Below are 22,848 nucleotides of genomic sequence, written 5' to 3' on the forward strand. Positions count from 1 at the left end.
CGTCGCGGCAGGCGCGGGCTTTACAATCCCTCCCCGCAGGGGTATAGTGAAAGAAAGGGGTTCCCTTGCCGGCAACGGCCGTGGAACGGGAATCAAACGAAAGAGACCGAAGCGTTGCCGCGCTCCGGTCATCGCACAATAGACGTTTCCGCAAAGGGAACGGCCCGTTGGAAGAGGAGTAGGTCGCGGAGCTGTCGGACTCACGCGCGGCCTACTTCTTTTTGTTCGTCAGGAGCAAGACAACCAGGGTACCGAACGCCAGCATCAGACTCAACGCTTGGTATACCGTCATCGCGTCACCCCCTTTCTCGCAGGGATGGGGGGAGCCGCCCTTTGCGAACTGGTGTACTATTGTACAAGAAAATTATACCACAAAACCGGACGGGAACAAACATTCCCCTGTCCGGTTTGCCCGCTTTCGCAAACTTTGGTAGGATAGTACCAGATCGCAGGAGAGGATGAATCCATGCATGTGGTTTGCGACCTATGTAACCGGAGTGCTGGCTTCCCTGGTGGCCAGCGTGTACTACAGCATTACCGCTCGTCAGCGCGGGATGCACCCGCTGGCGTCGCGCATGACCCTGGGCAAGATGAACATGTCGCTCGGCGTGCTGGTCACCCTGCTGGGACTGAACCAGTTGACGTTTGAACCGCTGGACACGATCCGCGTCGTGATCGCCCTCTTGCTCCTGTTTGTCGGCGGCGTCAACCTGTTTCTCGGCACGCGCAACTTCCTCCACTACCGCGCCGCGTGGCAGGCGGAACTGAAAAAAGGCTCGTAGCCGTCTGCGGCCGAGCCTGCCATGGGAACGTTTTTCCTCCGTTCCCATTCATTTTTTCTGGCCAAAATCGTTGTTCCTGCGTATAATGAGCCTGTGTGACATTCTTGCTTCAGACAACCGGAGTGCCAGGTGCCGACGGTTGTCCTTTTTTGTTTGCGCCGCTGTCGCAGCCGCTCCGCTCTTCAGCGCAGGTCTTCCGCCTTGGCCCACATCTCCGGGGGATTCAACTCGTAGATGCCGTTCTCCCGGTACATATAGTGGTTCATCACAAATTCGCGCCGGATCGTGGCGTAATCGTCGTGGAAGCGGCGGATGTACTCGTTGATTTCCCGCTCCTCGTACTTTCGTCCCCGCTCCAGTCCCCGCACCATGTGTTCGAAGACGATCAGCTTTTTCTTCCGCTGCGTCGGGATGTGCTTCAGCCTGCCGTCCGCCGTGAAGAAATGGCGGATCACCTGCATTTTCTCCGCCGCCCACTTCTCGTCCGACTCCTCCGTCTCCGCCATTCCTTCCGATCCTTTCGCCTTGTCCAGCAGGGTCAGAAGCGCCTGCGATTTGCGCGTCAGATTGGTCTCGTGCAGGGTAAAGTAAATCGTGTTTTTATCCCGCCGCTCGTAGACGATCCCGGCCTCGCGCAGCTTTGCCATGTGGTGCGTGATGGTGGGCGGGGTGACGCCCAGCTTGCCGGCCAGCGCTTGGCCGTGCAGCGGACCGTTCGCCAGGAGCGCGACGATGCGCAGACGGGTCGGGTCTCCCAGCGCTTTGTAAAAGGTGACCAGCTTTTCCAGCTGCACGGGAACCCCCTCCTTCCGTTTCTATCGTGTATATCGTGTCCATTACATTAGATGATTGTCTAATCCTAAACATAAGCCGCTTTTTCTCCGCTGTCAATGCGGACCGCGAAACGTCCGGGCCGGTCAGCACGTATATACCAGTAAGAACTGGAAGAAGGATGGTGACGGGATCATGATGTACGTCCTCGGCTCCCTGGCGCTCGGCCTCATCGCCTTTGCCTGGAAGTTCCGCCGCTCCGGCATTCTGCCCGATCGGGATCAGTGTTCCGCGAAGCACTACCAGGAGGAAGCGATGCTGTATGGCGCAACCCACGGAAATTGGCACAGCCCGTGCCCGTAAGCAAAACGGGCGGTGACAGCCAAGCGGCTGCCGCAATACGCAAGGGAAGGTGGACAACCATGCGCAATCAATCCCCCTACCGAATCATTCTGTATATAGGTTATTTCCTGATTGGGCTGCTCGGTTTTTTCGTCGCAGTCGGACTGCTCAACTTTTTTCTGTCTTCGTACAGATAACCTCACCAATTGACATTGTACAGGTCCCGGTGAACAAACGTATATGCGGCCGACTGTCCGCCTGTTCGGCCCACGGGTGAAAGCGGCCAAACAGGCGGCCGCGTAAGGAACACACCTGTCCGGGACAGAAGGAGGCGAAAACCGTTGCGTACGCTCATCCATCACAACAAGCGTCTGTTTGTCCTGCTTTTCGCGCTGGGCGCGGCGTCGGCGGCCTGCGCCCTGCTGCTGTGGCACCGCATGCAGACGATGTCGAGCACCAGCTATCTGTGGCTGATCAAACCCAACCTGGCCCTGGCCTGGGTCCCGCTGCTGGCGGCGACGGCCATCCGCCTGATCTGGACGGTTCGGCGGCGGCTGACCTGGACGATGCTGCCCCTTGGCTGTCTGTGGCTGCTGTTCCTCCCGAACGCGCCGTACATGGTGACCGATCTCGCGCATCTGGCGGTGATCAAGGAGGGGATGCCGCTCTACTTCGATCCGCTGCTCAACGCTTTCGCCGCGTTCACCGCCCTGATCGCCGGTTTCGTTTCCCTGTCTCTCCTGCAGGATGTGGTCCGCTCCTTGACCTGCCCCGTCCTCGGCTGGCTGTTCTCGCTGGTCGTCCTGCTGTTGAGCAGCATCGGCGTCTACCTGGGACGTTTCTTGCGCTGGAACAGTTGGGACCTCTTGTCCCATCCGGGAGCGATCCTCCGCGATTCCCTGCAGGCGCTGGCAGAGCCCGCCGCCGTCAGCTTCATCGGGGTGTTCATGCTGTTTGTGACGTGTTCGTACTGGGTGTTTGCCTGCTGTTTCCACATGTCCCGGCCGGACCCGGCCAGCCGTTAGCCTTCCTCGGACACCCTCCGCCTGCAAGCCAAAAAGGCCGTCCGCAGCACTGCCGTCCGGACGACCTTTTTTCGTGATTCCGATTGATTACCGATCGATGATCTGCGCCGTCACCATCGCCTGGCCCACCTGCTGGTCGCCTTGGTACACGGAGACTTCCACCTTGCCGAAGCGGCGGCTGATGTCCATGAGGCGCGGCCGCACCTCGATCTGGCTCTCCATCTGCACCGGTTTCAAAAAGTAGACGGTGATGTTCTCCGGCACCATGTCCCCGCGCCGGTGCAGGCGCAGCAGGTTGCACGCCGCTTCCACCATGACGGTGGTCATGATGCCGCTAGCGATCGTCCCCAGGTGGTTGGTCATCTGGGGCGTCACTTCCCCTTGGTAGACGAGCTGCTCTCCCTGCCGCTCCTCGCGGAAGTGAGACATGATCAGGTTGGGAAACGTCTCGCTCATCTGCGGCTGCTTGGCCGTGTACTGCAGGGCCTTCAGCACGTCGTTGCGGCTGAGCACGCCGACCAGCTTGCGGTAGTTGTCCACGACCGGCAGCAGTTCGATGCCCTCCCACACCATCAGATGCGCTGAGGAGGCCACGGAGACGCGCGGCGAAGTGGTGATCGGATTTTTTGTCATCACCTTGTCGATCGTCGCTGTCTCCTCGTGGCCGATGATGTCTTTCGACGTGACGATCCCGATCAGCCGCATCTGCTCGTCCACGACGGGAAAGCGGGTGTCCTGATACAGCTCCGTGTACTGGTGCCACTTGGCGACCGTGTCCGTCGGGAGCAGCACGGGCGTCTCCGCCAGCGGTTTCAGGATGTCTTCCACCATGACGATCTCTTTTTTGATCAGCCGATCGTAAATGGCCCGGTTGATCATCGAAGCGACGGTAAACGTGTCATAGCTGGACGAGATGATCGGCAGGGCCAGCCGGTCGGCCAACTGCTTTACTTCTTCGCTGGTGTCGAAGCCGCCGGTAATCAGGACGGCCGCCCCCTGCTGCAGGGCGATTTTGTGCGCCTGGTAGCGGTTCCCCACGATCAACAGGCTGCCCGCGTCGATGTAGCGCATCATCGCCTCCAACTGCATGGCGCCGATGACGAACTTGTTCAGCGTTTTGTGCAGCCCCTCGCGGCCGCCCACGACGTGGCCGTCGACGATGTTGACCACTTCGGCAAACGTCAGCCGTTCAATGTTCTCCTTTTGCTTTTTCTCGATCCGCACCGTTCCGACGCGCTCGATGGTGCTGACGTAGCCCTGTGTTTCCGCTTCCTTGATCGCCCGGTAGGCGGTGCCTTCGCTCACGTCCAGATCCTTGGCGATCTGGCGCACGGAGATCTTCGTACCGATCGGAAGACGGTCGATATATTGAAGGATCTGCTCGTGTTTGGTTGCCATTCGTTTTGTACCCACCCTCCATCCTTTGCTTCCACGGCGGTACGGATGGCCCCGGCACGCGCTGCCGCCGGGACCGGCCAACCCGGGATGTTCAGGTACTCTCCTGGGTTCACTATACCCGATGGCCGGGTAAAAAAAAAGAGTAGCTTTGCGGCTACTCCGGCAGAAAGTATATCATTAAGGGGGTTTTCATCGTGTCTTTATCTTACCCCGGGAATATTACAGAAAGATTACAGCGGCTTTACAGTTTCGTTTCAGATGGTCATGGCCGGAGAGCAGGACGCATCGCTATCCCCACAAGGCGGCCAACAGCCCCTGCACCAGTCCGATGACGCCTCCGAGGATAAACCCGAGAATGGTGATCATGCGAAACTCCCGTCCGGAAATCCCCACGATCATCTCCTCGATCCGCTCGATCGGGAAGCCCTCCACCTGCCTGGTGACGATGTCGCGGATGGAGAGTTTGTGAAGCAGCCGCTCCACGTTGTGCTCCACCGTCTCCACCATCCAGCGTGCCAGCCGGGGAATCACCTGGCCCGCCACCGTCTCCCTCAGCGGGGACAGCAGATGGCCCAGCGGCTTGTCCAGAAGCCGGACGCCTTGCTCCTCCAGTATGGCAAAAAGGGCAGACGACCACGCTTCCACCTGCTCCGCTCCGATCCAGTCAAGCACTTCCCGCACGGTTTTGTCCAGCCATTTGTCCGCTTCCTGGCGCAAAAAGCGGTTGAGGCGATCCGCCAGTTCCGGATGGGCCAGCAGGTCGTCCAGGTAGGGCAGCAGCTTGCCGGCGATTTTCTCGTCCGTCAGAAACATGCCGACCAATCCGCCAAACATGCCCCCTCCGCCGAGCAGTCCGCGCAGCATCTGCTGTACCGTCTGCTGACCGTCGGGTGAATGCAGATAGGCGCGGAAACGCTCCAGCAGGAGACGGCTGACGTCCCCCAGCGCCGTGTCGATCCGGGCCATCCCCTCCGCGGGGATCAGCTCGCGCAGCCGCTTCTGTTCATAATGATGAATCAGCTCGTCGACAAACGCCTGCCACCGCAGGTGAAGCGAACGGCGCACGCTTTCGCTTACGCCGCCGTCTTCGGCCAACAGCCCGGGAGCGGCAGCGTGCAGAAACTCGCGCAGGGTGCGGCCGTCCGCGCACCATCTGTCGGCCACGCCAGTCAGCCAGGTGTTCAAGGTGTTCTCCATCCCGCTTCGGGCCAGCGCCCGTTTGATGCCCTCGGTGGTCAGCAGGTACTCTTCCACCAGCCGCCCCATATGGACGGCGATCTCATCCCGCCGGCGGGGAATCAATCCGGGCGTAAACGGTACCCGCCAGCCGCCAATCTTCCACGGCTTGTGCGGGCGAAACAGCATGCGGATCGCCAACTCGTTTGTCACGCCGCCAATGGCGGAACCGACCGCCACGTTCATCAGCAACACTATCCACGCATTCATCTATGCAAACGCCCTCTCTTTTTCCTCCATGGAACCAAAGTATATGCCTGCTCATAAAATAGACTAACTTCATGTCTGATGGGAAGGGGATTGCCATGTCTTACGTTCCGACGGTTCTGCAATCGTACGATCCCAAGACGGACATCGATTTGTATCTGCCCCAAGCGTGCCTGCGCAAGTGGAAGCTCGCCCCGTCGACGCTCACCGTCCAGTTTGGCTGCAAGACGGCTTGCGCCCGCGTAAAGGGTATGGAACGAAGCGGCCTCACCCTGATTCGCCCCTCACTGGCCCACACGCTGCATTTGCCTACGGGAGTTCCCCTGCTGGCACGTTTTTACGCGAGCCAGCAGCGTCTTGTTTTTGGCCCCTATCTGGGCGTTCTGGTCTCCCGCTACGACACCCAGTCCCCGGCCGCCCCGTTTGGTCCGTTCACCTCGTTCTTCAACGAGATGGCGGACGTCTGCAGCCGCCGCGGCGGGATCGTCTGCGCGTTTCGCATGCAGGACGTCAACTGGAATCAGCAGATTGTCCGCGGCATGATCCGCCGCAGCGGAGAATGGAGGCAAACGGTGCTGCCGCTGCCTCAATGCATCTACAACCGGCTCGTCTCCCGGAAGCGGGAGCAAAGCGAGGCCATGGGCGAATGGATCCAGCGGTGCAAGGAATTCAACATCCCGTTTTTCAACGAACAATTTCTCAATAAGTGGCACGTTCACACAGCTCTGGAAAACGAGCCGGCCGCCGCCGAACATCTGCCCCGGACGGTCCGCTATTACGGTTTGACGGATCTGAAACAGATGCTGGAGAGACACAGGACCGTCTACGCCAAACCGGCAAACGGCAGCATGGGACGCGGCATCATCCGCCTGCGGCGCACGGGCGGCGGGTATCAGACGACCCGGCCCGGCGGCGCGGCCAGAGCATTTTCGAGCATTTCCGGCCTGCATCAATACCTGCTGAGCCGGACAAACGGAAAGCCGTACCTGCTGCAGCAGGGGCTGCCGTTGATCGGCATCCAGCAGCGCCCCGCCGACTTTCGCGTGCTGGTGCAAAAAGACCGCAGAGGCGAATGGGTCGTCACGTCGATGGTCGCACGTCTGGGCCAAAACAGCGTCGTCTCCAACGTCTCGCGCGGCGGAGCGATGATCGGTCCCGCCCAGGCTCTGCGCATCTGCGGCCCCTGGGCAGCGGGAACGCGTCCGACCGTCGCGACGCTCCGCAGCGTCGCGCTGAAGCTCTCCCGGCTGCTGGAGCAGTCGCTCTCCGGCCTGTACGCGGAATTCGGCGTGGATCTCGGCGTCGATATCCGCGGCCGGGTCTGGCTCCTGGAAATAAACAGCAAGCCCTCCAAATCGGCCAACACGGTACCGCTGGCGGCCAGGGAGGAAGCCCCTCCCCGGCGCGCGCGTCCATCCGTCCTGCGAATGCTGGATTACGCCGCCTATTTGTGCGGGTTTCCCCGGACAGCCAAAAAAAGTAAAGGCAAGAAAATCAGACGAAGGTGACCCTCCATGACGTCAAACCAAAAAAGCCTGGGCATTATGACCCGATGCCACGGCTCCCATTTTCAGGAAAAAGCGTATTACAAAAAACTGACGCTGATCGGACGCAAGGCAGGCATCCACGTCTTTGTCTTTTCTCCGCGCCAGGTCGATTTTGCATCCCGTACCGTCGCCGGGTTTGAATATCGTGACGGCGCCTGGCGCAGCGGCACCTTTCCGCTGCCGGCCGTCATCTACGACCGCTGTTTTGTCGGTCCGTCATACCGCCACTATAAACCATTCGTGAAAAAGTTGCAAAACGATCCGCAGATCACGTTCCTGGGCCACGGTCTCTCCGGCAAGTGGCAGGTCCATCAGATGCTGAGCAAGTCGCCGGAGTTGGCCGCGTGGCTTCCTCCGACCGAGATCCTGACCATGTCCGCGCTGCGGGAGATGCTGGAAACGCATGGCTCGGCCGTGATCAAACCGATCGCCGGCACGCACGGTTCCGGCGTGGTGCGGATCGTTCCCACCCCCAACGGCTACGAGATTACCGGGCGGGACCGGAAAAACGAGCCGTTTTCCTGCACGATCCGCACGGCGGAAGGGCTGAAGACCTTCGTCACCGGCTTTACCGCGGGGCGGACGTTTCTGGTCCAGCCGTATCTGTCGCTGCACACGCCGGACGGGACGCCGTTTGACGTGCGCGTTTTGGTGCAAAAGAACGGCCTCGGTACGTGGGAAACAACCGGAAAAGCCGTACGGCTGGGCGATAAGCGCAGCATCACGTCCAATCTCCACGGAGGCGGCAAGGCTGTGCCGCTGGGTCCTTTTCTCGCCCGGCATTACCGACCGGAGACGCAAGCCCGCATCAAACAGCAGATCGACCGCCTGGCGGCTGAGCTCCCTCCCTTTCTGGAGCGGGTGCACGGCCGGCTGGTGGAGCTGGGGATCGACGTCGGCATCGACACGGCGGGCAGCGTCTGGATCATCGAGGTAAACAGCAGGCCGGGACGGACCGTGTTCCGCATGATTGACGATCCGAAGGCCCGGCTCCACTCCATCACGCATCCGGTTCGCTACGCCCGCTATCTCATGAAAAGCATGTAGGAGGTAAACAACGCATGGAATCGATCAGAGTGCGGCTCCGCTTCCTGTCCTACCCGCATGTCTCGGGCATTATCCTGCCGCCCCACCTCTTCCAAAAGCTGCAGCTACGTCCCCGTCAAAAGATCAAGATCTCGCTGGGGAAACGGGAAGTGGTCGCCACCGTCTTTCAGGACCGGCGAAACCCGGACAGCAATGTGGTCAAGATCACGAGCCTGTTGAAAGCCGAGCTGGGCATTCCGCACGGCGGGCTGATCCACCTCAAATGGGAAGATGACACCCTGCGCATCGGCCCCTCCATCGGCATCGTCACCACCGGGCTGCGCAGCAATTCCCGCCAGCCGATCGGAGGGCGCACCTCGTTCTTTTACAACCTGCTGCAGGCTCAAGAGGGGAAAGGCGTCTTTTACTTTATCTTCTCCCCGCACGATGTAAACTGGGACCATCACCGCGTGGACGCCTGGTTCTTGCGCCCAACCAAGCAGGGCGGGTACGTCTGGCGGAAAATGAACACCGCCCTGCCCGACGTCGTCTACGACCGCATTCCTTCCCGAACGATGGAGCGCCACGAAGCCGTTCAGGAATTCAAATACAAGCTGGCCCACTCCGCCAACCTGCCGATGTTTAACCAGGGGTTTTTCAACAAGTGGACCGTGCATCAGATCCTCTACCCCAATCCCGAAGTGAACGAGCACATCCCGGAAACCTATTCCTCGCCGTCGCTGCAGACGCTCCGAACGCTTTTGCGGAAGTACCCGATCGTCTATCTGAAGCCGAAAAACGGCAGTCTGGGGTACGGCATCGTCAAGATCGTCCGCCAACCGGGGCGCGGATATGACGTCTCCTACCACACCGGCAGCAGAAACGTCAAGCGGCGCTTTGCCAAGCTCTCCTCGCTGTACCAGCACGTTTTCCGCACCCGCCGCGTCGGCTCCTACCTGGCCCAACAGGGCATCTCGCTCCTGACGTTTGACGGCCGGCCGTTTGACTTCCGCGTCCACCTGCACAAGAACCAACAGAACAACTGGGTCGTCTCCTGCATGGCGGCCAAAGTGGCCGGCTCCGGCAGCGTCACCACCCACGTCCGCACCGGCGGAACCGTCATTCCGGGAGACGAACTGCTGACCCACCTGTTCGGCAAACAGAAAGACTTGATGGTGGAACGCATCACCCGGGCCGCCATCCTCATCGCCACCGCGCTCGAACAGGCGAGAGGGACGGACATGGGCGAACTGGGACTGGACATGGGGATCGACACCCACGGCCACGTCTGGATGTTTGAAGCCAATTCCAAGCCGGGGCGGTCCATCTTCAAACACGCCCGGCTGAAACAGGCGGACCAGGAATCCCGCCGCCTGCTTGTCGACTACAGCTGCTACCTGGCCAACTTTTGAGTGGTGAGGCGAACCACCGTACAGGAAGGAGGAAACACCCATGCCCCAACAGCGCTCCGGGTGGCTGACCATCCTCCCCAGCGGCCGATGGTTTTTGCACGTCCCGCGACAAGCGCTCACGCCGAGCAGTCACCGGCAGTTGATCGCCAGCCTGGGGCCGTTTGACTGCAAAAAACGGCTTCACCTGGGCAATCCAAAGCCGCAGCCGGGCCGCATCCGCACCCGCATCAACTACAAGACCGTCAACAACTCCCTGAAGATCGGACCGCTGATCGGCATCCTGACTGTCGGCGCCGGACCGACCTTTCTCGGCAATCGTGATCATTTCAGGGACCTCTCCCTCTCCGGCAAAAAGTTGGGCGCGCTGGTCTACGTGTTCACTCCTCAGGGGATCAACTGGGAGAAGAAAAACGTCCGCGGCTATCTGTACGACGAACAGCAGAATCTGTGGCTGGAAACCGTGCTGCCGTTCCCGCACGTCGTCTACAACCGCATCCCGTCGCGTCAGGCGGAAAGGCGCTCCGACGTGAAGAAAGCCCTGGACCAGATCGAAGACTTGCAGAACGTCACGCTGTTCAACCGCTGCTTTTTTGACAAGCACGCGCTGTTTCGCATGCTCAGCAGCCACGCCGAGGTAGCCCCCTTTTTGCCGGAGACGAAGAAGCTGGATACGTTCACCCGCTTCCGAACCTTCTGCAACCAGCACCGGTTTGTCTACCTGAAGCCCGTACGGGGCAGAGCCGGGCAGGGCATCATGCGGGTGGAACTGAAAAAGAACGGCTGGCTCCTGCAGCGGCTGAAGGAAAAACGAGCGGTTACCCGCCGCTTCTCCTCGCTGTACGCCGTCTGGAAACACGTCAGATGGCACATGCGGAAACAGGGATACATCATGCAGCAGGGGATCAATCGGGCGCTGTTTCAGGGAAAGCCGTTCGACGTGCGCGTCCTGGTGCAGAAAAACGGCACGGGTGAGTGGTGTGTCGCCGGGATCGGCATCCGCCGCGCCGGATCGCAGCACATCACCACCCACGTGCCGCGCGGCGGTTCGATTCACCCGCTGTCCACCGTGCTGAACGCCCTGTTCCATGAAGAAGCCCCGGCCGTTGAAACGAAGATCAACGAGACCTCGCTGACCATCGCCCGCGCCCTGAACGAAGAGATCAAAGCCTTGGCGGAAATGTCGATGGACCTGGGACTGACCGCGGAGGGACAGCTCTGGTTTTTCGAAGCCAACGCCAAACCGGAAAAGTTTGACGAACCGTCCATCCGCCGCTCCTCTCTGTCCAACCTGATCCATTACGCACAGTACGTCTCCCGCCTTCCCGGCGGCCAGGGAATGGCGGCGGGGTAGCGGGGATGAACCTGGTCGTCCTGTCTCCCCGCTCTCTGCAGCAGGTTCAGCCGATCTTGGTTCGGTTCGTGCGTCAGCAGGGGGATCGGCGCATCGACAAGCAGGACGTGAACTGGTTGGACTATTTGACCCCGGCGATGCTGGCCGATGAGGAGACCGCGCTGGTGGTCGCTTTGGACGGCAAGCGGCTGGCGGGCGTGTTTGCCGTCGCCCGCTGCGGGCTGACCCACTCCCTTCTCGTCGTCGACAGGCGATACCGCAGGCGGGGAATCGGTCGGGCGCTCGCGGCGCGCATGTGCCGTCTGCTGCCCAAGCTGTACGTACGGGTGGCCGTCGACAACGAGCCCAGTCTCGCCCTGTTTCACAGGCTCGGGTTCCAACCGGTGAAGGCGAGAATTGCCCCTACCGAAAAGCCCACCTTGTGGCTGGCGTTCGGAGGCTGGAGCGCGGAGGATTTGGAACAGCATGCCGGATGATGGGGCCGGCATGCTTTTTTGCCGTCCATCCTTGTCCGGTTCGCTTGGCATGATGCCAGAATCAGGAGGCAGTGCGCTTGCGGGCGCAGGCCGGAGCGCCCGTTTTCTTCCAAATGAGAATTCTCTTGAATTGTAGTCACGTGCATTAGCTTCTAATCCTTGGAAATGATAATGGCAGGAGGTGTAAACACACATGACTCACTTCACACAAGGACAGCAGTACCAGCAGTTTCCATCTGTCGGCGCCCCTGCAAACGTCGTGTTTCAACCTGGCTTTGCCGGCACCAACGTGCAGGAAGTGCGCCAACTGAACCAAGGCGGCTATTCCGCATCCCTGGGCGGCGGGTACGCGCAGCAGGCTCAGCCCCAGCAGTCGTTCGGCCAGTCGTTCGGCAGCGCCCAAGCCGTGTTCCAGCCCGGATTCGCCGGGACCAACGTACAGGAAGTGCGCCAGCAGAACCAGGGTGGCTATTCCGCGTCCCTGAGCGGCGGGTACGCGCAGCAGGCTCAGCCCCAGCAGTCGTTCGGCCAGTTGTTTGGCGGCGGCGCGCAAGCCGTGTTTCAGCCCGGCTTTGCAGGCACCAACGTGCAGGAAGTCCGCGCCCTCAACGCGGGCCAGTACGCTCCGCAGCAAATCGGCTCCATTTTCCCGGGCAGCTACTGATTCCGGCACAACCGGCACAAACGAAAAACGTGACCGTCACGAAACTGGCGGTCACGTTTTTTTCGTGTTGATCGTGAGCATACCCGTCCCCGGCGCCGGGCCGGACAGCCTCAGCCGGAGACGGTCGGCGCGGCGGGGGGATTGGCTTCTCTCGCGGCCATGATCGCCGCATACAAGGCGTGCAGGTCTTGAAGGCTCTGCTCGTCCACGGTAAACGTCACGTCTCCGAACCGGTATCCGTCCCTCTCGACGCACGCCAGACCGGGGCCGTCATGCTGCCACTGCGCCTGGACGCAGGCCTCGGTCTCATCCAGCAGCTCCCGCACCTTCACGTGCTTTTCCAACGTCTCGCGGAAGCGCTCCATCACCTCCGCCTGACGCTCGTCCTGCCGCGCCAGCCGATAGAGGGCCATCTCAATCTGCAGCCAGCAGGTGACGTACAAGTGAAACTCCAAAAACAGCGTGGTCATCGCCTGCCGCAGTTCCTGGTCGCTGCCGCACTCCCGTCGCCGCAGCCATGCTTCCCTGACGTCCGCCTTTTTCTCCTGGATCACGTCGTAGTGGCTGACCGCTCCCCGGTAAAACTTGCGCACGATGTTGTACAGCATCTCCGGCGTGCGGGGCGGCAGCCCCCGATAGCGATGTTTGACATCCCGCATCGTCACGTCGCCTCTTCCTGTGGTTTCTCTTTCTTTCATTGTACCGCAGAACCGGCAAAAACGCGCACGAAAACCGCTGGATTTTGCACGCTCTCCGTCCATGCCGCCGCGGTTCCTCCTGGAGAATGGTCCGGCTGACAGCGAACGCTGCCGGAGGGCGGACGCGTTTCGCCGCCGCCACCGCCGGAACGCCCGTGAACATGCAAAGAAGAGGAAGAAATTGGTAGCTCAGAGTCTGCGCGGCGTCGTATCCTTTCAAGTAATCATGTGCCCGGGAAGGAACACGACGTGGTGATTCTTGAAACAGAGAGGCTGCGCGTTCGGACGCTGGAGGAAGACGACAAGCCGCTGCTCGTCACATGGCTCACGAATCCGGTGGTTCTGGCGTTTTATGAAGGAAGAGACAATCCGCATGACAGGGAGAAGGTCGATCAGCACTTCTACGGCCGTAACGTCACGGCGAATGGCAAAAAAGCCTGGCGTTCTTGCCAAGCTTTTTTGCTTTGTTGCGTATTGGGGGCGAATCGTACAGCAGTCCCATCCCCCTGATTACAACGTTTTCATGCCGGGCTTCCAGTTGGCCGGGCAGAGGCCGCCCGCCTGCAGCGCCTGCAGGACGCGGAGCGTTTCGTCAACGCTGCGGCCGACGTTCATGTCGGTCACGACCTGGTAGCGCAGCACGCCTTCCGGGTCGATGATGAACAGGCCGCGGTGGGCCGCGCCGGTTTCTTCGTCAAGCACGCCGTATGCCCGGGCCGTTTCCTTGTTGAAGTCGCTGGCCAGCGGGAACTTCACCGGTCCGATGCCGTTCTGTTCGCGCGGGGTTTGGATCCAGGCGCGGTGCGTATAGACGCTGTCCGTCGACACGCCCAGGACCTCGCAATCCAGGTCGTGGAATTCGTCCAGGTGGTCGCTGAACGCCGTCACTTCCGTCGGGCAGACGAAGGTGAAGTCAAACGGCCAGAAGAACAGGACGAGCCACTTCCCCTTGTAGTCGGCCAGGGTGACGCGCTCTTCCAGCGTCTCCAGGTTTTTCGTCGTCAGCATGGTAAAATCAGGGGCGGGTTTGCCCACTTTCAGTTCCACTCGCGGTGCGGTCGCGTTCGTTGTCATGTTGGTTTCTCTCCTCTCCGGGTATGGGTGTCGGGTTACTGGCTGCTCGCTTCCAGGCTGGCCAGCGCCTTCTTGATGCGGGTCGGGTTGAAGCCGAGAATCTGCTTGTCGCCGATCAGCGTCAGCGGCACGGACATCACGCCCAGTCGTCTCAGCTCCTCGCGATACGTCTCGTTTTCGTCGATGTTGCGCTCTTCGTAGGAGATGTTCTGCTCCTCCAGATAGGTTTTCAACTGCTTGCAGAAGCCGCAATTGGTGCTGGAATAAACGATTGCTTGTGCCATGAAACGGTCGCTCCTTTTCTCTCGGAATTCTTATTTGTACTGCGGTACGATTTTGGACCGCTTGTTGATGTACTTGTCGACGGCCATCGCCGCGATGGCGCCGTCGGCGGCTGCGACGACCGCCTGCTTGACCGGCGTTCTCCGCACTTCGCCGGCGCCGAACACGCCCGGTACGGCAGACTGCATGTACTCGTCGAGAATCATGTACCCTTCCTCATCCAGCGGGACCTGATCCTCGAGAAAGTCGGTGCCCGGTTTGCTGCCTGACAGGAAGATGAACACGCCGTCGACGGGAAGCAGTTCCTCTGCGCCGTCCGGCCGCCGGATGCGGACGCCTTCCACCGTCTGTTCGCCGACGATCTCCAGCGGACGCGTGCGGAACAGCACCTCCGTATTGGGCAGCTCCGGCATCTCGTCTACGCCCTGCAGGTCGCCGCGCGGGATGATGAAGGTGATCCTGCTGGCAAACTTGGTCAGCGCCATGGCTTCCTCCAGCGCCTCCTCCGTGTCGCCGATCACCGCGACGTGCCCGCCTTGGTAAAACGCCCCGTCGCAGGTGGCGCAGGTGCTGACGCCTCTGCCCAGCAGGCGTTCCTCGCCGGGCAGCATGCGGTTGCGTCCCTTGGATCCGGTGGCGACGATCACCGCTTTGGCTTCAAACGTGCCGTGCGCGGTGTAGATGCGTTTCACCTCGTCCTCCACATCCACCGCCGTAATCGTCGTCTGCAGGAACTCGGCGCCAAAGCTCTGGGCCTGCCGCTTCATTTTGTCCAGCAGTTCTTTACCCGTCAGCTCGCCTTCCACACCGGGGTAGTTGGCGATTTTATGGGTCAGGGCAAGCGCGCCGGAGCCGGGCGCTTTGTCGATCACCAGCGTCTTCAGGTTGCCCCTCGCCGTGTAGATGGCAGCGGATGTGCCCGCCGGACCGCTGCCGATCACAATCACATCGTACATGCCAGCTCCCCCCTCTTTCCATGATCAAATTAAAATGATTATCAACTGGGAACAGTTATCATTTTACTAGATCCAAAGTAAAAGTCAATATCTATTTATAATTATTTTAATTAAAACGTATATGTAAAACACTTTTGACATTTTTTCGGAAGATTGGTACGCTGTACATGTAAAACATCTTTTACATTTTCACAAGGAAGAGACCGCCAATGGAAAACAAGATCAAGCAACTGCGCAAGCTGAAAGGCATCTCCCAGGAAGAACTGGCCAGGGTGTGCGGCGTCTCCCGGCAGACCATCAACGCCATTGAAAACAACAAGTACGATCCCAGCCTCAAGCTGGCGTTTCAGCTTGCCCGCGCGCTTGGGGTGACGGTCGACGAACTGTTTCACGCAGAGGAGGAGATGTGAGATGAAGATGACGACACGGAAATGGGGAGCCGCCTTGTTCGGAGCGGGCACTGCCATCGCCGCAGGGTTTACCGTGTACAAATGGCTGACGGGCCAGTCCGTCGGCTTCAGCGAATTGACGTCCACGGCGATTCTGCTCGGTTCGTTTCTCTCCGCAATCACCTGGGGATCGCGTGAAGAGGGCGACGGCCCGGCCCAAGATGAAGAACTGGGTCGGCATATCACGATGAAAAGCGCCAAGATCAGCTACTTTATCCTCACCGGCCTGCTGCTCGCTGCCCTCGTTGTGGAAAAATGGGCGTTCGGCCGGGAAAACATGGCGCTGATCGTGGTCACCTGCTTCTCGATGATAGTTCTGCCGCTCACGGAGTGGATCGTGTCCAGGCAGTACCGCTGAAAGGGAGCCGCCCCAACGAACACAAGCCCGATCTGTCCGCCCGGGCTTGTGTTTTTCCCCGCCTATAACACGTTGGCTGTGCAGATGTGCCGGTAGCGATTGCAGCGGCCCATCCCCTCCCTGTGCGCTCTCTGCGGGCCGTCAAAGTACAATCGCTCCGCCTCCAGTTCCTCGATGTTCCCGATCGTTCCCTGCAGATAGTCCGTGACGCGCCGGATCGCGGTATCGATCCGGGCGAGCAGTCCGCCGTAGCGGATATCCAGCACCTCCCAGCCGAACGGCTTGTAGATGCGATGCCACTGGTCGCGATGCGCCCGCCGCAGTTCGTCGACGCGCCGGTGCAGCTCGGGCAGATCGCGGGCGCACAGCCGCTCCAGTTCGTCCCGCCTGTTTTCCTCGTACCCGCGCTTCAGCCTGATGCCGATCTCGCTTTTCACGCTCAAGACTTCACACAGCCTGACCGGCACCTCGAAAACGTGCCGCCACGCCTCGTTTTGCCTCGCCGCCTCTGCCAGCGCACCGGCCAGCCGCCGGTAATGGGAGGCGACGTCCCGCCCCTCCACGTGCTGGTCAAACAGGCCGAGCAGGACGTCCTGCCAGAGCAGGTACCGGCCGGGATTGTCCGGCTCCAGTGTCTGCCGCCACTCGGCACCGGGCGGCGTGTCGATCGAGCCGAGCAGCCTGAACGCTTCGGGATCGGCGCCTGCGCAAAAGCGAAACCGCCTGTTCAGCTTGCCCTCGTCCAACTGCCGGGCGTAGCCGTGTTCGGCAAACAACTGCAGGCCGAGCAGGCTGGAAAACAGGTGGTTCTCCCCTCCGTCGTCCATCCAGATCGCGGCAAACACGTCCGTGATCCCCTCCCGCTTGCACGCCTCCAGCGCGGCGTTGGTGGCGAGGAACGTCTTCTCGTAATGGGTCCCGATCCCCGAGAACGTCCAGATTCCTCCGGCAAAGACCGGCAGGGAGCCGAACTGCTTGTGCAGGCGAATGTACTTCTCGTAAAAGGCCGGGTCGGTGTGGTAGTAGTCCCAGTAGACAAACCGGACGTCCCGCGGCATGCCGGCGATCACGTCCGGAGGGATGACGGCGGCCTCGTCGTAGTAGTCACCCGTCTTTGACCCGATCCGGATGTACATGTCGCTCCAGATCATCGGGGTAAGCCCCAGTCTGCGCGTAATCGCGAGCACGCTGTTCAGGTGGTGCGTCATGATCTCAAACCGGGGCCGATACCCGTACAGGTCGAGATACCTCCCTCTGCCCAGCCCGTGCGCTTCGTCCATCCCGATGTGAATGTTTTTGCTGCGAAACGGCCTGGCGGCGGCCGTGATCATCTCTTCGACAAACCGATAGGTCCGCTCGTCCCCCGCCAGCAGCACGTCCGGCGTGTCCCGCAGACCGTCGGCCGCCCTCCACTTCAAAAACGTCTCCAGGTGGGCCAGCGTCTGGATGCACGGGATGACCTCGATGCCGAACTGATGGGCGTAATCGTCGATCTCCCGCAGTTCCCGGGGCGTGTACCTGCCGCGCATGTAGCCGAAGTAGGGTTGGCTGTCGACGGTGTACGTGTCTTCCGTGTACAGCATCAGCACATTCAGGCCCATGACCGCCATGTGCCGCAGCAGGGTTTTCACGCTGTCCACGGTCGGCACGGCATTGCGCGACGCATCCACCATCACGCCGTTCATCGCAAACTGGGGTTCCTCCCGTAGCCGGACCGGCCTCTCAGGCGCCTCCCGCAGGGCCTCCACGAGCAGGCCCAGGCCGCGGAAGAAGTGAATCGGTTGGCCGTAACGAATCTCGCCCCGTCCGTTTTCCCACGATACCGTCATGTCGCCCGGCGTGCGGATCGCGCGCACGGGAATGCCGTCCGGCGCATGAAACACGCCCAGTTCCCCGCTCAGCGCCTCCACGCCCGCCGCCAACTCCGCCAGCTCTCCGTCCAAGCGAATCCCAAGCCGTTTGCCCATCGGTTCCTCTCCCTCCTCCTTCGCACAAGCGGTCACACCTTCACGACATACGCATGTTCGCCCTGACCCGCTTCCCGGCGAATCAGCATCACCTCGCCGCTCATGTGCGTTCCCGCGAATTGATAGCTGTCCGGCCCTTGATGGGAAAAGAGCGCCACCGCCGACCGCCCCTCCCGCCGGATCTCCAGCGCCGTCACCTGTTCCGCATCCAGCAGGCTGTCCCGCGTATCCCTGACCTCCAGCTCCCGCACGGCAAGGCCGGCTTCCTCCCGCCCCAGATGGGTGGTGAGGATGGTCACGAACGCGTGAAACCCGTGTGCCACCTGCCGATAGACCAGCTTCGTCGCCTTCCGCTTCTGGTTGTAGTGGCGGGAAATCCAGCAGGGCTGCATCGTCCACTCGCCCCGGCCCCGGCCGAGCTGCATCAGGGTCAGGTTGCCGCCCTCGGAAAAGGCGGTACGGGCCGTGCCTGTCTCCTGATCGATCCGCAGCGGGACGTCCTCGGCAAAGTGAAAGTGCTGCGCGTATCCGTGAGCGCCGTCGGAGCGGAAGGTATCCACCACGATCCAGCAGTCCGGCGGGACGTACAAAATCCGCCGCAGGACCTGCACCGGCCGGCTGAGCGACAGGTACCCGTCGTGCCCTGCCTGCGCGTACGCATACGCCTCGTGAATGCGGCAGTACCTGTCAAGGGGCAGCGCCGTCCTGCCCCACTGCCACGAGTCGATGTAGGCCGACACCGGCAGGCCGTCCACGGTGACGACGTTGTGCTGAAACGCCTCCTTAAAATACCGGCGCTCGTCGTTTTCCATGTAGGTATAGCGGCCGGCATCGACGAGAAACTCGCGGCCGTGGGCCGACAGCTCGATGTGCAGCAGATCGTCGTGGCCGTGCGCTTTTCCCGTCAGGGCCATGTGTCCGGCGTCAAACAGCAGGTAATGGGCGTCCGGCGACCACCCGCTGCGCATCGCGATATACCCGGCCTGTTCGAGATGTACCGAGGCAAACGCAGGCGGTTCGGCCGGGAGCCGCTCGTACGCGTCCACCCCCTCGCGGCCGAAGTACCAGATGCCCTGATAGTCCAGCACGGGATAGGCCTGCGATTTCAAGTCTCCCCGTCCAAACAGCACGGCGCCCTGGCAGAGAATGTCGCGGATGTCGGTATCGTCGCTGTCGCTGGCCATCGGCTGGTGACCGTTGGGTTTCAGCAGAGCGAGGGAGGCCGTGTACATGCTATAGAGCGTCCGCTTCAGCTCGTCGGGATACGCCAGTCCGTTTTTCTCCGCCAGCCAGACGCATTCGAACAGACACTGCAGCACTTCGTGGTGGTACATCGGGGACTGCTCGTTGTGCATGCCGTCTTCAAACACCTGCAGGCGGACCATCGCGGCCAGCCGCTCGACGGCCGCGCTCAGCCAGGTCTGCGCCTCGGCCAGGGCGGGAAACAGCAGCCCGATTTGAAACAGTCCGTTCGTTTCCAAAAATCCCCAGTTGCTCTGCCGGTCGTGCGGCACGTAGGCGATGTGCAGGTACATCCCGTGCAGCCGGAGCGCATCCCAAAACAGGCGCTCTTCGTCCCTTCCCCAGGCGGGAGAGGTGCGGACGCAGTAATAGCCCTTGATCCAGTTGACGATCCGGATGCCGCTGTCCAGCTTGCGCCACGTATCCTTTACGTTGTAAAAACGCTCCCGGCTGGCGTGCACCTCTTCTTCCGTCAGCGGGTTTTGCGCCAGCCAGTCCGTCATCAGCCGAACAAACCCGGCCGCGTACTTCTCGTCGCCGGTCAGCCAGTACGCCTGCCCCAGTTCCGCCATGTACCGCGCCCGATTGAGCATGACCGTCCACTCGAAATCCCCGTTGAGCCGGTACGTCCAATCGATGCGGCCGGGAAAGGAAACCGGCGTGTCGCAGCGTTCCATGTCCCAGCGGTGGGTAAAGACAAAGGTGTTTTCGCAGGCGAGGTCCGCCCGTTTCAGCACCTCGGCGACTTCCTGCGGCCAATGGGACCGGCAGGCGGCAGCCAGATACTCCCGGTCCTGTTCGGACCAAAAAAACGCAGGCGTTGACCTGTGTTCAGCCATGGTTCCTCCTCCTCGGGAAGCGGGAAGTCCTTCTGCGTGACCTCGTCCCCGCTCCGTTCATTCTGTCGGCGCGATCGTCTTCACCTCGTCAAGCGATTGCCTGACGCACGACTCCGCCTGCTCGCCGAAGTATTCGAACGACACGAAGCCCCGGTAGCCGCGCCTGCCCAGTTCGGCCAAAAGCTTCCGGTTGTCCACGTCTCCCGCAAAGACGGAGACGGGAACGCTGTCGGCCCACCGCTGCGGCTGCCAGCGGTAGTTTTTGAGATGGACGTGGTCGACCCAGCGGTACAAGCGATCAAGCGCGTCCAACTGGTCCCGTCCGTCCACGTATAGGTTGAAGCCGTCAAAAATCAGGCGAAGGCGCGGGTGATTCGCCGCGGTCAGAAGCGTTTCCACCCCCTCGACGCTGTCGGCCAAGGTGTTGTTGTGCAGCTCCACGGCGACGGTTACGCCGTACCGCTCCCCTCGTTTCGCCGCCTGCTCCAGGGCGGCCGCCATCCGCTCCCGCTCTTCCGCCGTCGACTGCGCAAACGGCTTGCCGCCGGCAAAGACGCGGACGGCCGGACAGCCCAACGCGACCGCCTGCCGCATCGCCGCCTCCGTCTCCGCCAGACTCTCCGCTTCCCCGCCGGCGGAAAAACGGGCGTACGTGCTGATCACGGGCACGGACATCCCCAAGCGGCGCAGCAGCTCGCGCGCCTGCGCCAGCGCCAGCGTCCCGTCACGCCCGTTCCCTCCATCCAGATGTCCCGTCCAGATTTCGATCCCGTCCAACCCCAACCGGCCGGCAGCAGCGGCTGCCTCTTCCAGCGTGTTTTCCTTCCATCCCGTCGTGCACATGCTCCATTTCACCGCGCTGTCCCCCCCTGTGCGACTTCGACTTCCGCGCCGAGACGATGGGAGCGGTACATGGCCTCCACCACGCAGACGACGCTTTTCCCATACGCTCCGGAGCACTCCGGTTCGGAGCCGGAGCGGATCGCCTGCAGCAGCTCCGCAAACTGCAGCGCGAACGGATCGACTTCCTCCTCCACGGCGACGCGCCGGTATTCCCCGCCATCGCTCATCCACAGCCCTTTCCCGCTGACCAGCTTCAGCATCCCGCCGGTAAAGATCAGCTCGGTTTCGTCTTTCGCCGCTCCCTTGTACCCCGACTGCGAAATCGTCGCCGCCACGCCGCTGTCCGTCTCCAGGTAGGCCAGCCCGCTTCCCTCGACATCTCCCCTCGGGCCAAAATGACTGACGGACGCCTTCACCCGGACCACCCTGCTGTCCGTCAGCCACTGCAGCTTGTCGACGGAATGGACGCCCAGATTCATCAGGATGCCGCCGCCCGCCTTGGCCCTTTCCAAAAACCAGGCAGGGCGCTCTTCGCGGAAGTAGTGGAGGTGGCGCGTGTCGTTGACCATCACCAGCCGGCCCAAAGCCCCGGTTTTCGTCAGCTCTTTGGCCCTACGGTTCTCCGGCTTGAAGTGCTGGGTATGGCCCACCATCAGCGTCACGCCGTGCTGCTGCGCCGCCCGGATGATCGCATCGCACTCCGCTTCGTTCCGCGCCATGGGCTTTTCCAGCAGGATGTGGCAGCCGTGTTCCGCTGCAAAGACGGCCGCCTCCCGGTGCAGGTGGTGCGGCAGCGCCACAACCGCGATGTCGGGCTGTTCCCGCTCCACCATCTCCCTGTAGGACACGTAGGGAGTGACGCCGAAGCGTCTGCCCGCCGCTCGCGCCCGATCGGCGTCGATGTCGGCGACCGCGACCGCCTGCAGCTCACCACTCGCGCCGATCGCTTCCAAATGGCTGTTGGCGATTTCGCCCGCCCCGATGACGACGACCCGGTACATGTAAGTCCCTCACCCTTTCCGCTTCCGCACGGAGCCGTTCGCCCCTGCGCGCCGTTTACTTCAAACCGGAACTGCCTGCTCCGTGGACAAAGTACTTTTCTCCCAGGAGAAAGACAATGAGAATCGGCAGGAGGCTCATCAGCGCGGCCGCCACCAGGTACTGTTCGTTCCCCGTCCACTGCCCCTGCAGCGCCAGAATGCCGATCGGCAGCGTGTACTTTTCCTTGGACGTCAGGTACAGCACCGGCAGCAGAATCTCGTTCCACTTGGTCATGAAGGTAAAGATGGCCAGCGTGGCGAGAGCCGGCTTGCACATGGGCAGAAACACCCGCCAGTAGATTTGAAACGGGTTGCAGCCGTCCAGCTTGGCCGCGTCCTCATACGCCGTCGGGACGCTTAAAAACGCCTGCCGCAAAAGAAAGATCCCGAACGGCTGCCCGAGCCACTCGATGATCCACAGCGGCATCAGGGTATCCAGCATGTTCAGCTCCTTGAAGATGATAAACTGCGGAATCATCGTCACGACGGCGGGGATCATCATCGTTCCCAGCACGATCAGGAACAGCGTGTTTTTCAAGGGAAACTCCAGACGGGCAAACGCGTAGGCGATCATGGAGTTGGACAGGATGGCCCCGATGACCGACAGGATCGCGACGATCAGGCTGTTTAAAGTGTAGGTGCCAAAGTCGGCCATGTTCCAGACTTCGGCGTAGTTGCTCCACTGCGCGGGATCGGGCAGCCACGTGGACGGCACCGCCGTGTACTGCTGATACGTCTTCAGCGAGTTGAACACGGCGGTGGCAAAGGGCAGCAGCATCACGAGCGAACTGACCAGAATCACGGCGTAGCCGGCCGCTTTTTTCAACCGGAAGTAGTTCATGGAACGTCTCCTTTCGCTCCGG

The 22,848-nt window shown here is 61.3% G+C and carries 25 protein-coding genes; 12 read left to right on the forward strand and 13 right to left on the reverse strand.

What is annotated here, in order from left to right:
- Positions 1-211: 211 nt before the first annotated feature.
- A complete protein-coding gene (locus tag FOI68_RS23770) occupies positions 212-292 on the reverse strand; it encodes a putative holin-like toxin (protein WP_221935111.1) in 81 nt (26 codons plus the stop codon).
- Between the two features lie 178 nt (positions 293-470).
- On the opposite strand from FOI68_RS23770, the gene FOI68_RS03820 reads away from it, so the two are divergent.
- Positions 471-782 (forward strand): YtpI family protein, encoded by a 312-nt coding sequence (locus FOI68_RS03820; protein WP_029097742.1) that lies wholly within the window; start codon positions 471-473, stop codon positions 780-782.
- Positions 783-964: 182 nt separating this feature from the next.
- Here FOI68_RS03820 and FOI68_RS03825 read toward each other — a convergent pair whose 3' ends face one another.
- Positions 965-1,576 (reverse strand): DUF2087 domain-containing protein, encoded by a 612-nt coding sequence (locus FOI68_RS03825; RefSeq protein WP_143862367.1) that lies wholly within the window; start codon positions 1,574-1,576, stop codon positions 965-967.
- Between the two features lie 172 nt (positions 1,577-1,748).
- On the opposite strand from FOI68_RS03825, the gene FOI68_RS23265 reads away from it, so the two are divergent.
- Both FOI68_RS23265 and FOI68_RS03830 read left to right on the forward strand, forming a co-directional pair.
- Positions 1,749-1,916 carry a hypothetical protein gene (locus tag FOI68_RS23265; protein ID WP_185973861.1) on the forward strand — a complete coding sequence of 56 codons (168 nt, stop codon included), beginning with the start codon at positions 1,749-1,751 and terminating at the stop codon, positions 1,914-1,916.
- Between the two features lie 320 nt (positions 1,917-2,236).
- Entirely contained in the window at positions 2,237-2,920 is a 684-nt protein-coding gene (locus tag FOI68_RS03830; RefSeq protein ID WP_143862368.1) for a DUF1361 domain-containing protein, read from the forward strand.
- A gap of 87 nt (positions 2,921-3,007) precedes the next feature.
- Here FOI68_RS03830 and FOI68_RS03835 read toward each other — a convergent pair whose 3' ends face one another.
- Positions 3,008-4,318: a DRTGG domain-containing protein gene (locus tag FOI68_RS03835; protein WP_143862369.1), complete on the reverse strand. Its 1,311-nt coding sequence runs from the start codon at positions 4,316-4,318 to the stop codon at positions 3,008-3,010.
- A gap of 288 nt (positions 4,319-4,606) precedes the next feature.
- Positions 4,607-5,764 (reverse strand): DUF445 domain-containing protein, encoded by a 1,158-nt coding sequence (locus tag FOI68_RS03840; RefSeq protein ID WP_143862370.1) that lies wholly within the window; start codon positions 5,762-5,764, stop codon positions 4,607-4,609.
- A gap of 95 nt (positions 5,765-5,859) precedes the next feature.
- Here FOI68_RS03840 and FOI68_RS03845 point away from each other — a divergent pair, with 95 nt between their 5' ends.
- From FOI68_RS03845 to FOI68_RS03870, 6 genes are all read left to right on the forward strand, one after another.
- Positions 5,860-7,269 (forward strand): YheC/YheD family endospore coat-associated protein, encoded by a 1,410-nt coding sequence (locus FOI68_RS03845; protein WP_143862371.1) that lies wholly within the window; start codon positions 5,860-5,862, stop codon positions 7,267-7,269.
- Between the two features lie 6 nt (positions 7,270-7,275).
- Positions 7,276-8,355 (forward strand): YheC/YheD family endospore coat-associated protein, encoded by a 1,080-nt coding sequence (locus FOI68_RS03850; protein WP_143862372.1) that lies wholly within the window; start codon positions 7,276-7,278, stop codon positions 8,353-8,355.
- A gap of 14 nt (positions 8,356-8,369) precedes the next feature.
- Positions 8,370-9,746, forward strand: coding sequence for a YheC/YheD family endospore coat-associated protein (locus tag FOI68_RS03855; protein WP_029097748.1), 1,377 nt, complete (start codon positions 8,370-8,372; stop codon positions 9,744-9,746).
- Between the two features lie 40 nt (positions 9,747-9,786).
- Positions 9,787-11,097, forward strand: coding sequence for a YheC/YheD family endospore coat-associated protein (locus FOI68_RS03860; protein WP_029097749.1), 1,311 nt, complete (start codon positions 9,787-9,789; stop codon positions 11,095-11,097).
- Positions 11,098-11,102: 5 nt separating this feature from the next.
- Positions 11,103-11,573 (forward strand): GNAT family N-acetyltransferase, encoded by a 471-nt coding sequence (locus FOI68_RS03865; protein ID WP_029097750.1) that lies wholly within the window; start codon positions 11,103-11,105, stop codon positions 11,571-11,573.
- Positions 11,574-11,766: 193 nt separating this feature from the next.
- A complete protein-coding gene (locus tag FOI68_RS03870; protein ID WP_143862373.1) occupies positions 11,767-12,237 on the forward strand; it encodes a hypothetical protein in 471 nt (156 codons plus the stop codon).
- A gap of 110 nt (positions 12,238-12,347) precedes the next feature.
- Here FOI68_RS03870 and FOI68_RS03875 read toward each other — a convergent pair whose 3' ends face one another.
- Positions 12,348-12,896 (reverse strand): hypothetical protein, encoded by a 549-nt coding sequence (locus tag FOI68_RS03875; protein WP_029097752.1) that lies wholly within the window; start codon positions 12,894-12,896, stop codon positions 12,348-12,350.
- 288 nt (positions 12,897-13,184) lie between these two features.
- On the opposite strand from FOI68_RS03875, the gene FOI68_RS03880 reads away from it, so the two are divergent.
- Positions 13,185-13,445 (forward strand): GNAT family N-acetyltransferase, encoded by a 261-nt coding sequence (locus FOI68_RS03880; RefSeq protein ID WP_143862374.1) that lies wholly within the window; start codon positions 13,185-13,187, stop codon positions 13,443-13,445.
- Here the strand turns inward: FOI68_RS03880 and FOI68_RS03885 are convergent, their stop codons facing one another.
- Genes FOI68_RS03885 through FOI68_RS03895 form a run of 3 tightly spaced genes read right to left on the reverse strand, consistent with a single transcriptional unit; the run spans position 13,446 to position 15,247 of the window.
- The gene (locus FOI68_RS03885) at positions 13,446-14,009 is read right to left on the reverse strand and encodes a peroxiredoxin (protein ID WP_044898715.1); all 564 of its coding nucleotides are present in this window, start codon (positions 14,007-14,009) and stop codon (positions 13,446-13,448) included. It abuts the gene before it with no gap.
- 35 nt (positions 14,010-14,044) lie between these two features.
- Entirely contained in the window at positions 14,045-14,293 is a 249-nt protein-coding gene (locus FOI68_RS03890; protein WP_143862375.1) for a glutaredoxin family protein, read from the reverse strand.
- A gap of 30 nt (positions 14,294-14,323) precedes the next feature.
- On the reverse strand, positions 14,324-15,247 hold the full coding sequence (locus FOI68_RS03895; RefSeq protein WP_143862376.1) for an NAD(P)/FAD-dependent oxidoreductase: 924 nt from the start codon (positions 15,245-15,247) through the stop codon (positions 14,324-14,326).
- 209 nt (positions 15,248-15,456) lie between these two features.
- On the opposite strand from FOI68_RS03895, the gene FOI68_RS03900 reads away from it, so the two are divergent.
- Positions 15,457-15,657, forward strand: coding sequence for a helix-turn-helix transcriptional regulator (locus tag FOI68_RS03900; protein ID WP_143862377.1), 201 nt, complete (start codon positions 15,457-15,459; stop codon positions 15,655-15,657).
- Between the two features lies 1 nt (position 15,658).
- On the forward strand, positions 15,659-16,054 hold the full coding sequence (locus FOI68_RS03905) for a hypothetical protein (protein WP_083989892.1): 396 nt from the start codon (positions 15,659-15,661) through the stop codon (positions 16,052-16,054).
- 62 nt (positions 16,055-16,116) lie between these two features.
- Here the strand turns inward: FOI68_RS03905 and FOI68_RS03910 are convergent, their stop codons facing one another.
- From FOI68_RS03910 to FOI68_RS03930, 5 genes are read right to left on the reverse strand one after another with little or no spacing between them, the layout of a single operon-like run.
- On the reverse strand, positions 16,117-18,021 hold the full coding sequence (locus FOI68_RS03910; RefSeq protein WP_143862378.1) for a beta-N-acetylhexosaminidase: 1,905 nt from the start codon (positions 18,019-18,021) through the stop codon (positions 16,117-16,119).
- A gap of 32 nt (positions 18,022-18,053) precedes the next feature.
- Positions 18,054-20,102 carry an alginate lyase family protein gene (locus tag FOI68_RS03915; RefSeq protein WP_143862379.1) on the reverse strand — a complete coding sequence of 683 codons (2,049 nt, stop codon included), beginning with the start codon at positions 20,100-20,102 and terminating at the stop codon, positions 18,054-18,056.
- 57 nt (positions 20,103-20,159) lie between these two features.
- Complete coding sequence (locus tag FOI68_RS03920; RefSeq protein ID WP_143862380.1) at positions 20,160-20,957, reverse strand: sugar phosphate isomerase/epimerase family protein; 798 nt, start codon at positions 20,955-20,957, stop codon at positions 20,160-20,162.
- Positions 20,954-21,946 carry a Gfo/Idh/MocA family protein gene (locus tag FOI68_RS03925; protein WP_044898810.1) on the reverse strand — a complete coding sequence of 331 codons (993 nt, stop codon included), beginning with the start codon at positions 21,944-21,946 and terminating at the stop codon, positions 20,954-20,956. The genes FOI68_RS03920 and FOI68_RS03925 overlap by 4 nt, the downstream gene beginning before the upstream one ends.
- A gap of 55 nt (positions 21,947-22,001) precedes the next feature.
- Positions 22,002-22,826 carry a carbohydrate ABC transporter permease gene (locus FOI68_RS03930; protein WP_029097762.1) on the reverse strand — a complete coding sequence of 275 codons (825 nt, stop codon included), beginning with the start codon at positions 22,824-22,826 and terminating at the stop codon, positions 22,002-22,004.
- Between the last annotated feature and the right edge of the window lie 22 nt (positions 22,827-22,848).

Origin of the sequence: Brevibacillus sp. LEMMJ03 (assembly GCF_007197875.1) — a bacterium.
GTDB lineage: Bacteria > Bacillota > Bacilli > Brevibacillales > Brevibacillaceae > Brevibacillus > Brevibacillus thermoruber.

Coding starts and splice junctions, on each gene's coding strand:
- FOI68_RS23770 (WP_221935111.1), bottom strand. CDS start 292: ATGACGGTATACCAAGCGTTGAGTCTGATGCTGGCGTTCGGTACCCTG.
- FOI68_RS03820 (WP_029097742.1), top strand. CDS start 471: ATGTGGTTTGCGACCTATGTAACCGGAGTGCTGGCTTCCCTGGTGGCC.
- FOI68_RS23265 (WP_185973861.1), top strand. CDS start 1,749: ATGATGTACGTCCTCGGCTCCCTGGCGCTCGGCCTCATCGCCTTTGCC.
- FOI68_RS03835 (WP_143862369.1), bottom strand. CDS start 4,318: ATGGCAACCAAACACGAGCAGATCCTTCAATATATCGACCGTCTTCCG.
- FOI68_RS03840 (WP_143862370.1), bottom strand. CDS start 5,764: ATGAATGCGTGGATAGTGTTGCTGATGAACGTGGCGGTCGGTTCCGCC.
- FOI68_RS03845 (WP_143862371.1), top strand. CDS start 5,860: ATGTCTTACGTTCCGACGGTTCTGCAATCGTACGATCCCAAGACGGAC.
- FOI68_RS03850 (WP_143862372.1), top strand. CDS start 7,276: ATGACGTCAAACCAAAAAAGCCTGGGCATTATGACCCGATGCCACGGC.
- FOI68_RS03855 (WP_029097748.1), top strand. CDS start 8,370: ATGGAATCGATCAGAGTGCGGCTCCGCTTCCTGTCCTACCCGCATGTC.
- FOI68_RS03860 (WP_029097749.1), top strand. CDS start 9,787: ATGCCCCAACAGCGCTCCGGGTGGCTGACCATCCTCCCCAGCGGCCGA.
- FOI68_RS03865 (WP_029097750.1), top strand. CDS start 11,103: ATGAACCTGGTCGTCCTGTCTCCCCGCTCTCTGCAGCAGGTTCAGCCG.
- FOI68_RS03870 (WP_143862373.1), top strand. CDS start 11,767: ATGACTCACTTCACACAAGGACAGCAGTACCAGCAGTTTCCATCTGTC.
- FOI68_RS03875 (WP_029097752.1), bottom strand. CDS start 12,896: ATGCGGGATGTCAAACATCGCTATCGGGGGCTGCCGCCCCGCACGCCG.
- FOI68_RS03885 (WP_044898715.1), bottom strand. CDS start 14,009: ATGACAACGAACGCGACCGCACCGCGAGTGGAACTGAAAGTGGGCAAA.
- FOI68_RS03890 (WP_143862375.1), bottom strand. CDS start 14,293: ATGGCACAAGCAATCGTTTATTCCAGCACCAATTGCGGCTTCTGCAAG.
- FOI68_RS03895 (WP_143862376.1), bottom strand. CDS start 15,247: ATGTACGATGTGATTGTGATCGGCAGCGGTCCGGCGGGCACATCCGCT.
- FOI68_RS03900 (WP_143862377.1), top strand. CDS start 15,457: ATGGAAAACAAGATCAAGCAACTGCGCAAGCTGAAAGGCATCTCCCAG.
- FOI68_RS03905 (WP_083989892.1), top strand. CDS start 15,659: ATGAAGATGACGACACGGAAATGGGGAGCCGCCTTGTTCGGAGCGGGC.
- FOI68_RS03910 (WP_143862378.1), bottom strand. CDS start 18,021: ATGGGCAAACGGCTTGGGATTCGCTTGGACGGAGAGCTGGCGGAGTTG.
- FOI68_RS03915 (WP_143862379.1), bottom strand. CDS start 20,102: ATGGCTGAACACAGGTCAACGCCTGCGTTTTTTTGGTCCGAACAGGAC.
- FOI68_RS03925 (WP_044898810.1), bottom strand. CDS start 21,946: ATGTACCGGGTCGTCGTCATCGGGGCGGGCGAAATCGCCAACAGCCAT.
- FOI68_RS03930 (WP_029097762.1), bottom strand. CDS start 22,826: ATGAACTACTTCCGGTTGAAAAAAGCGGCCGGCTACGCCGTGATTCTG.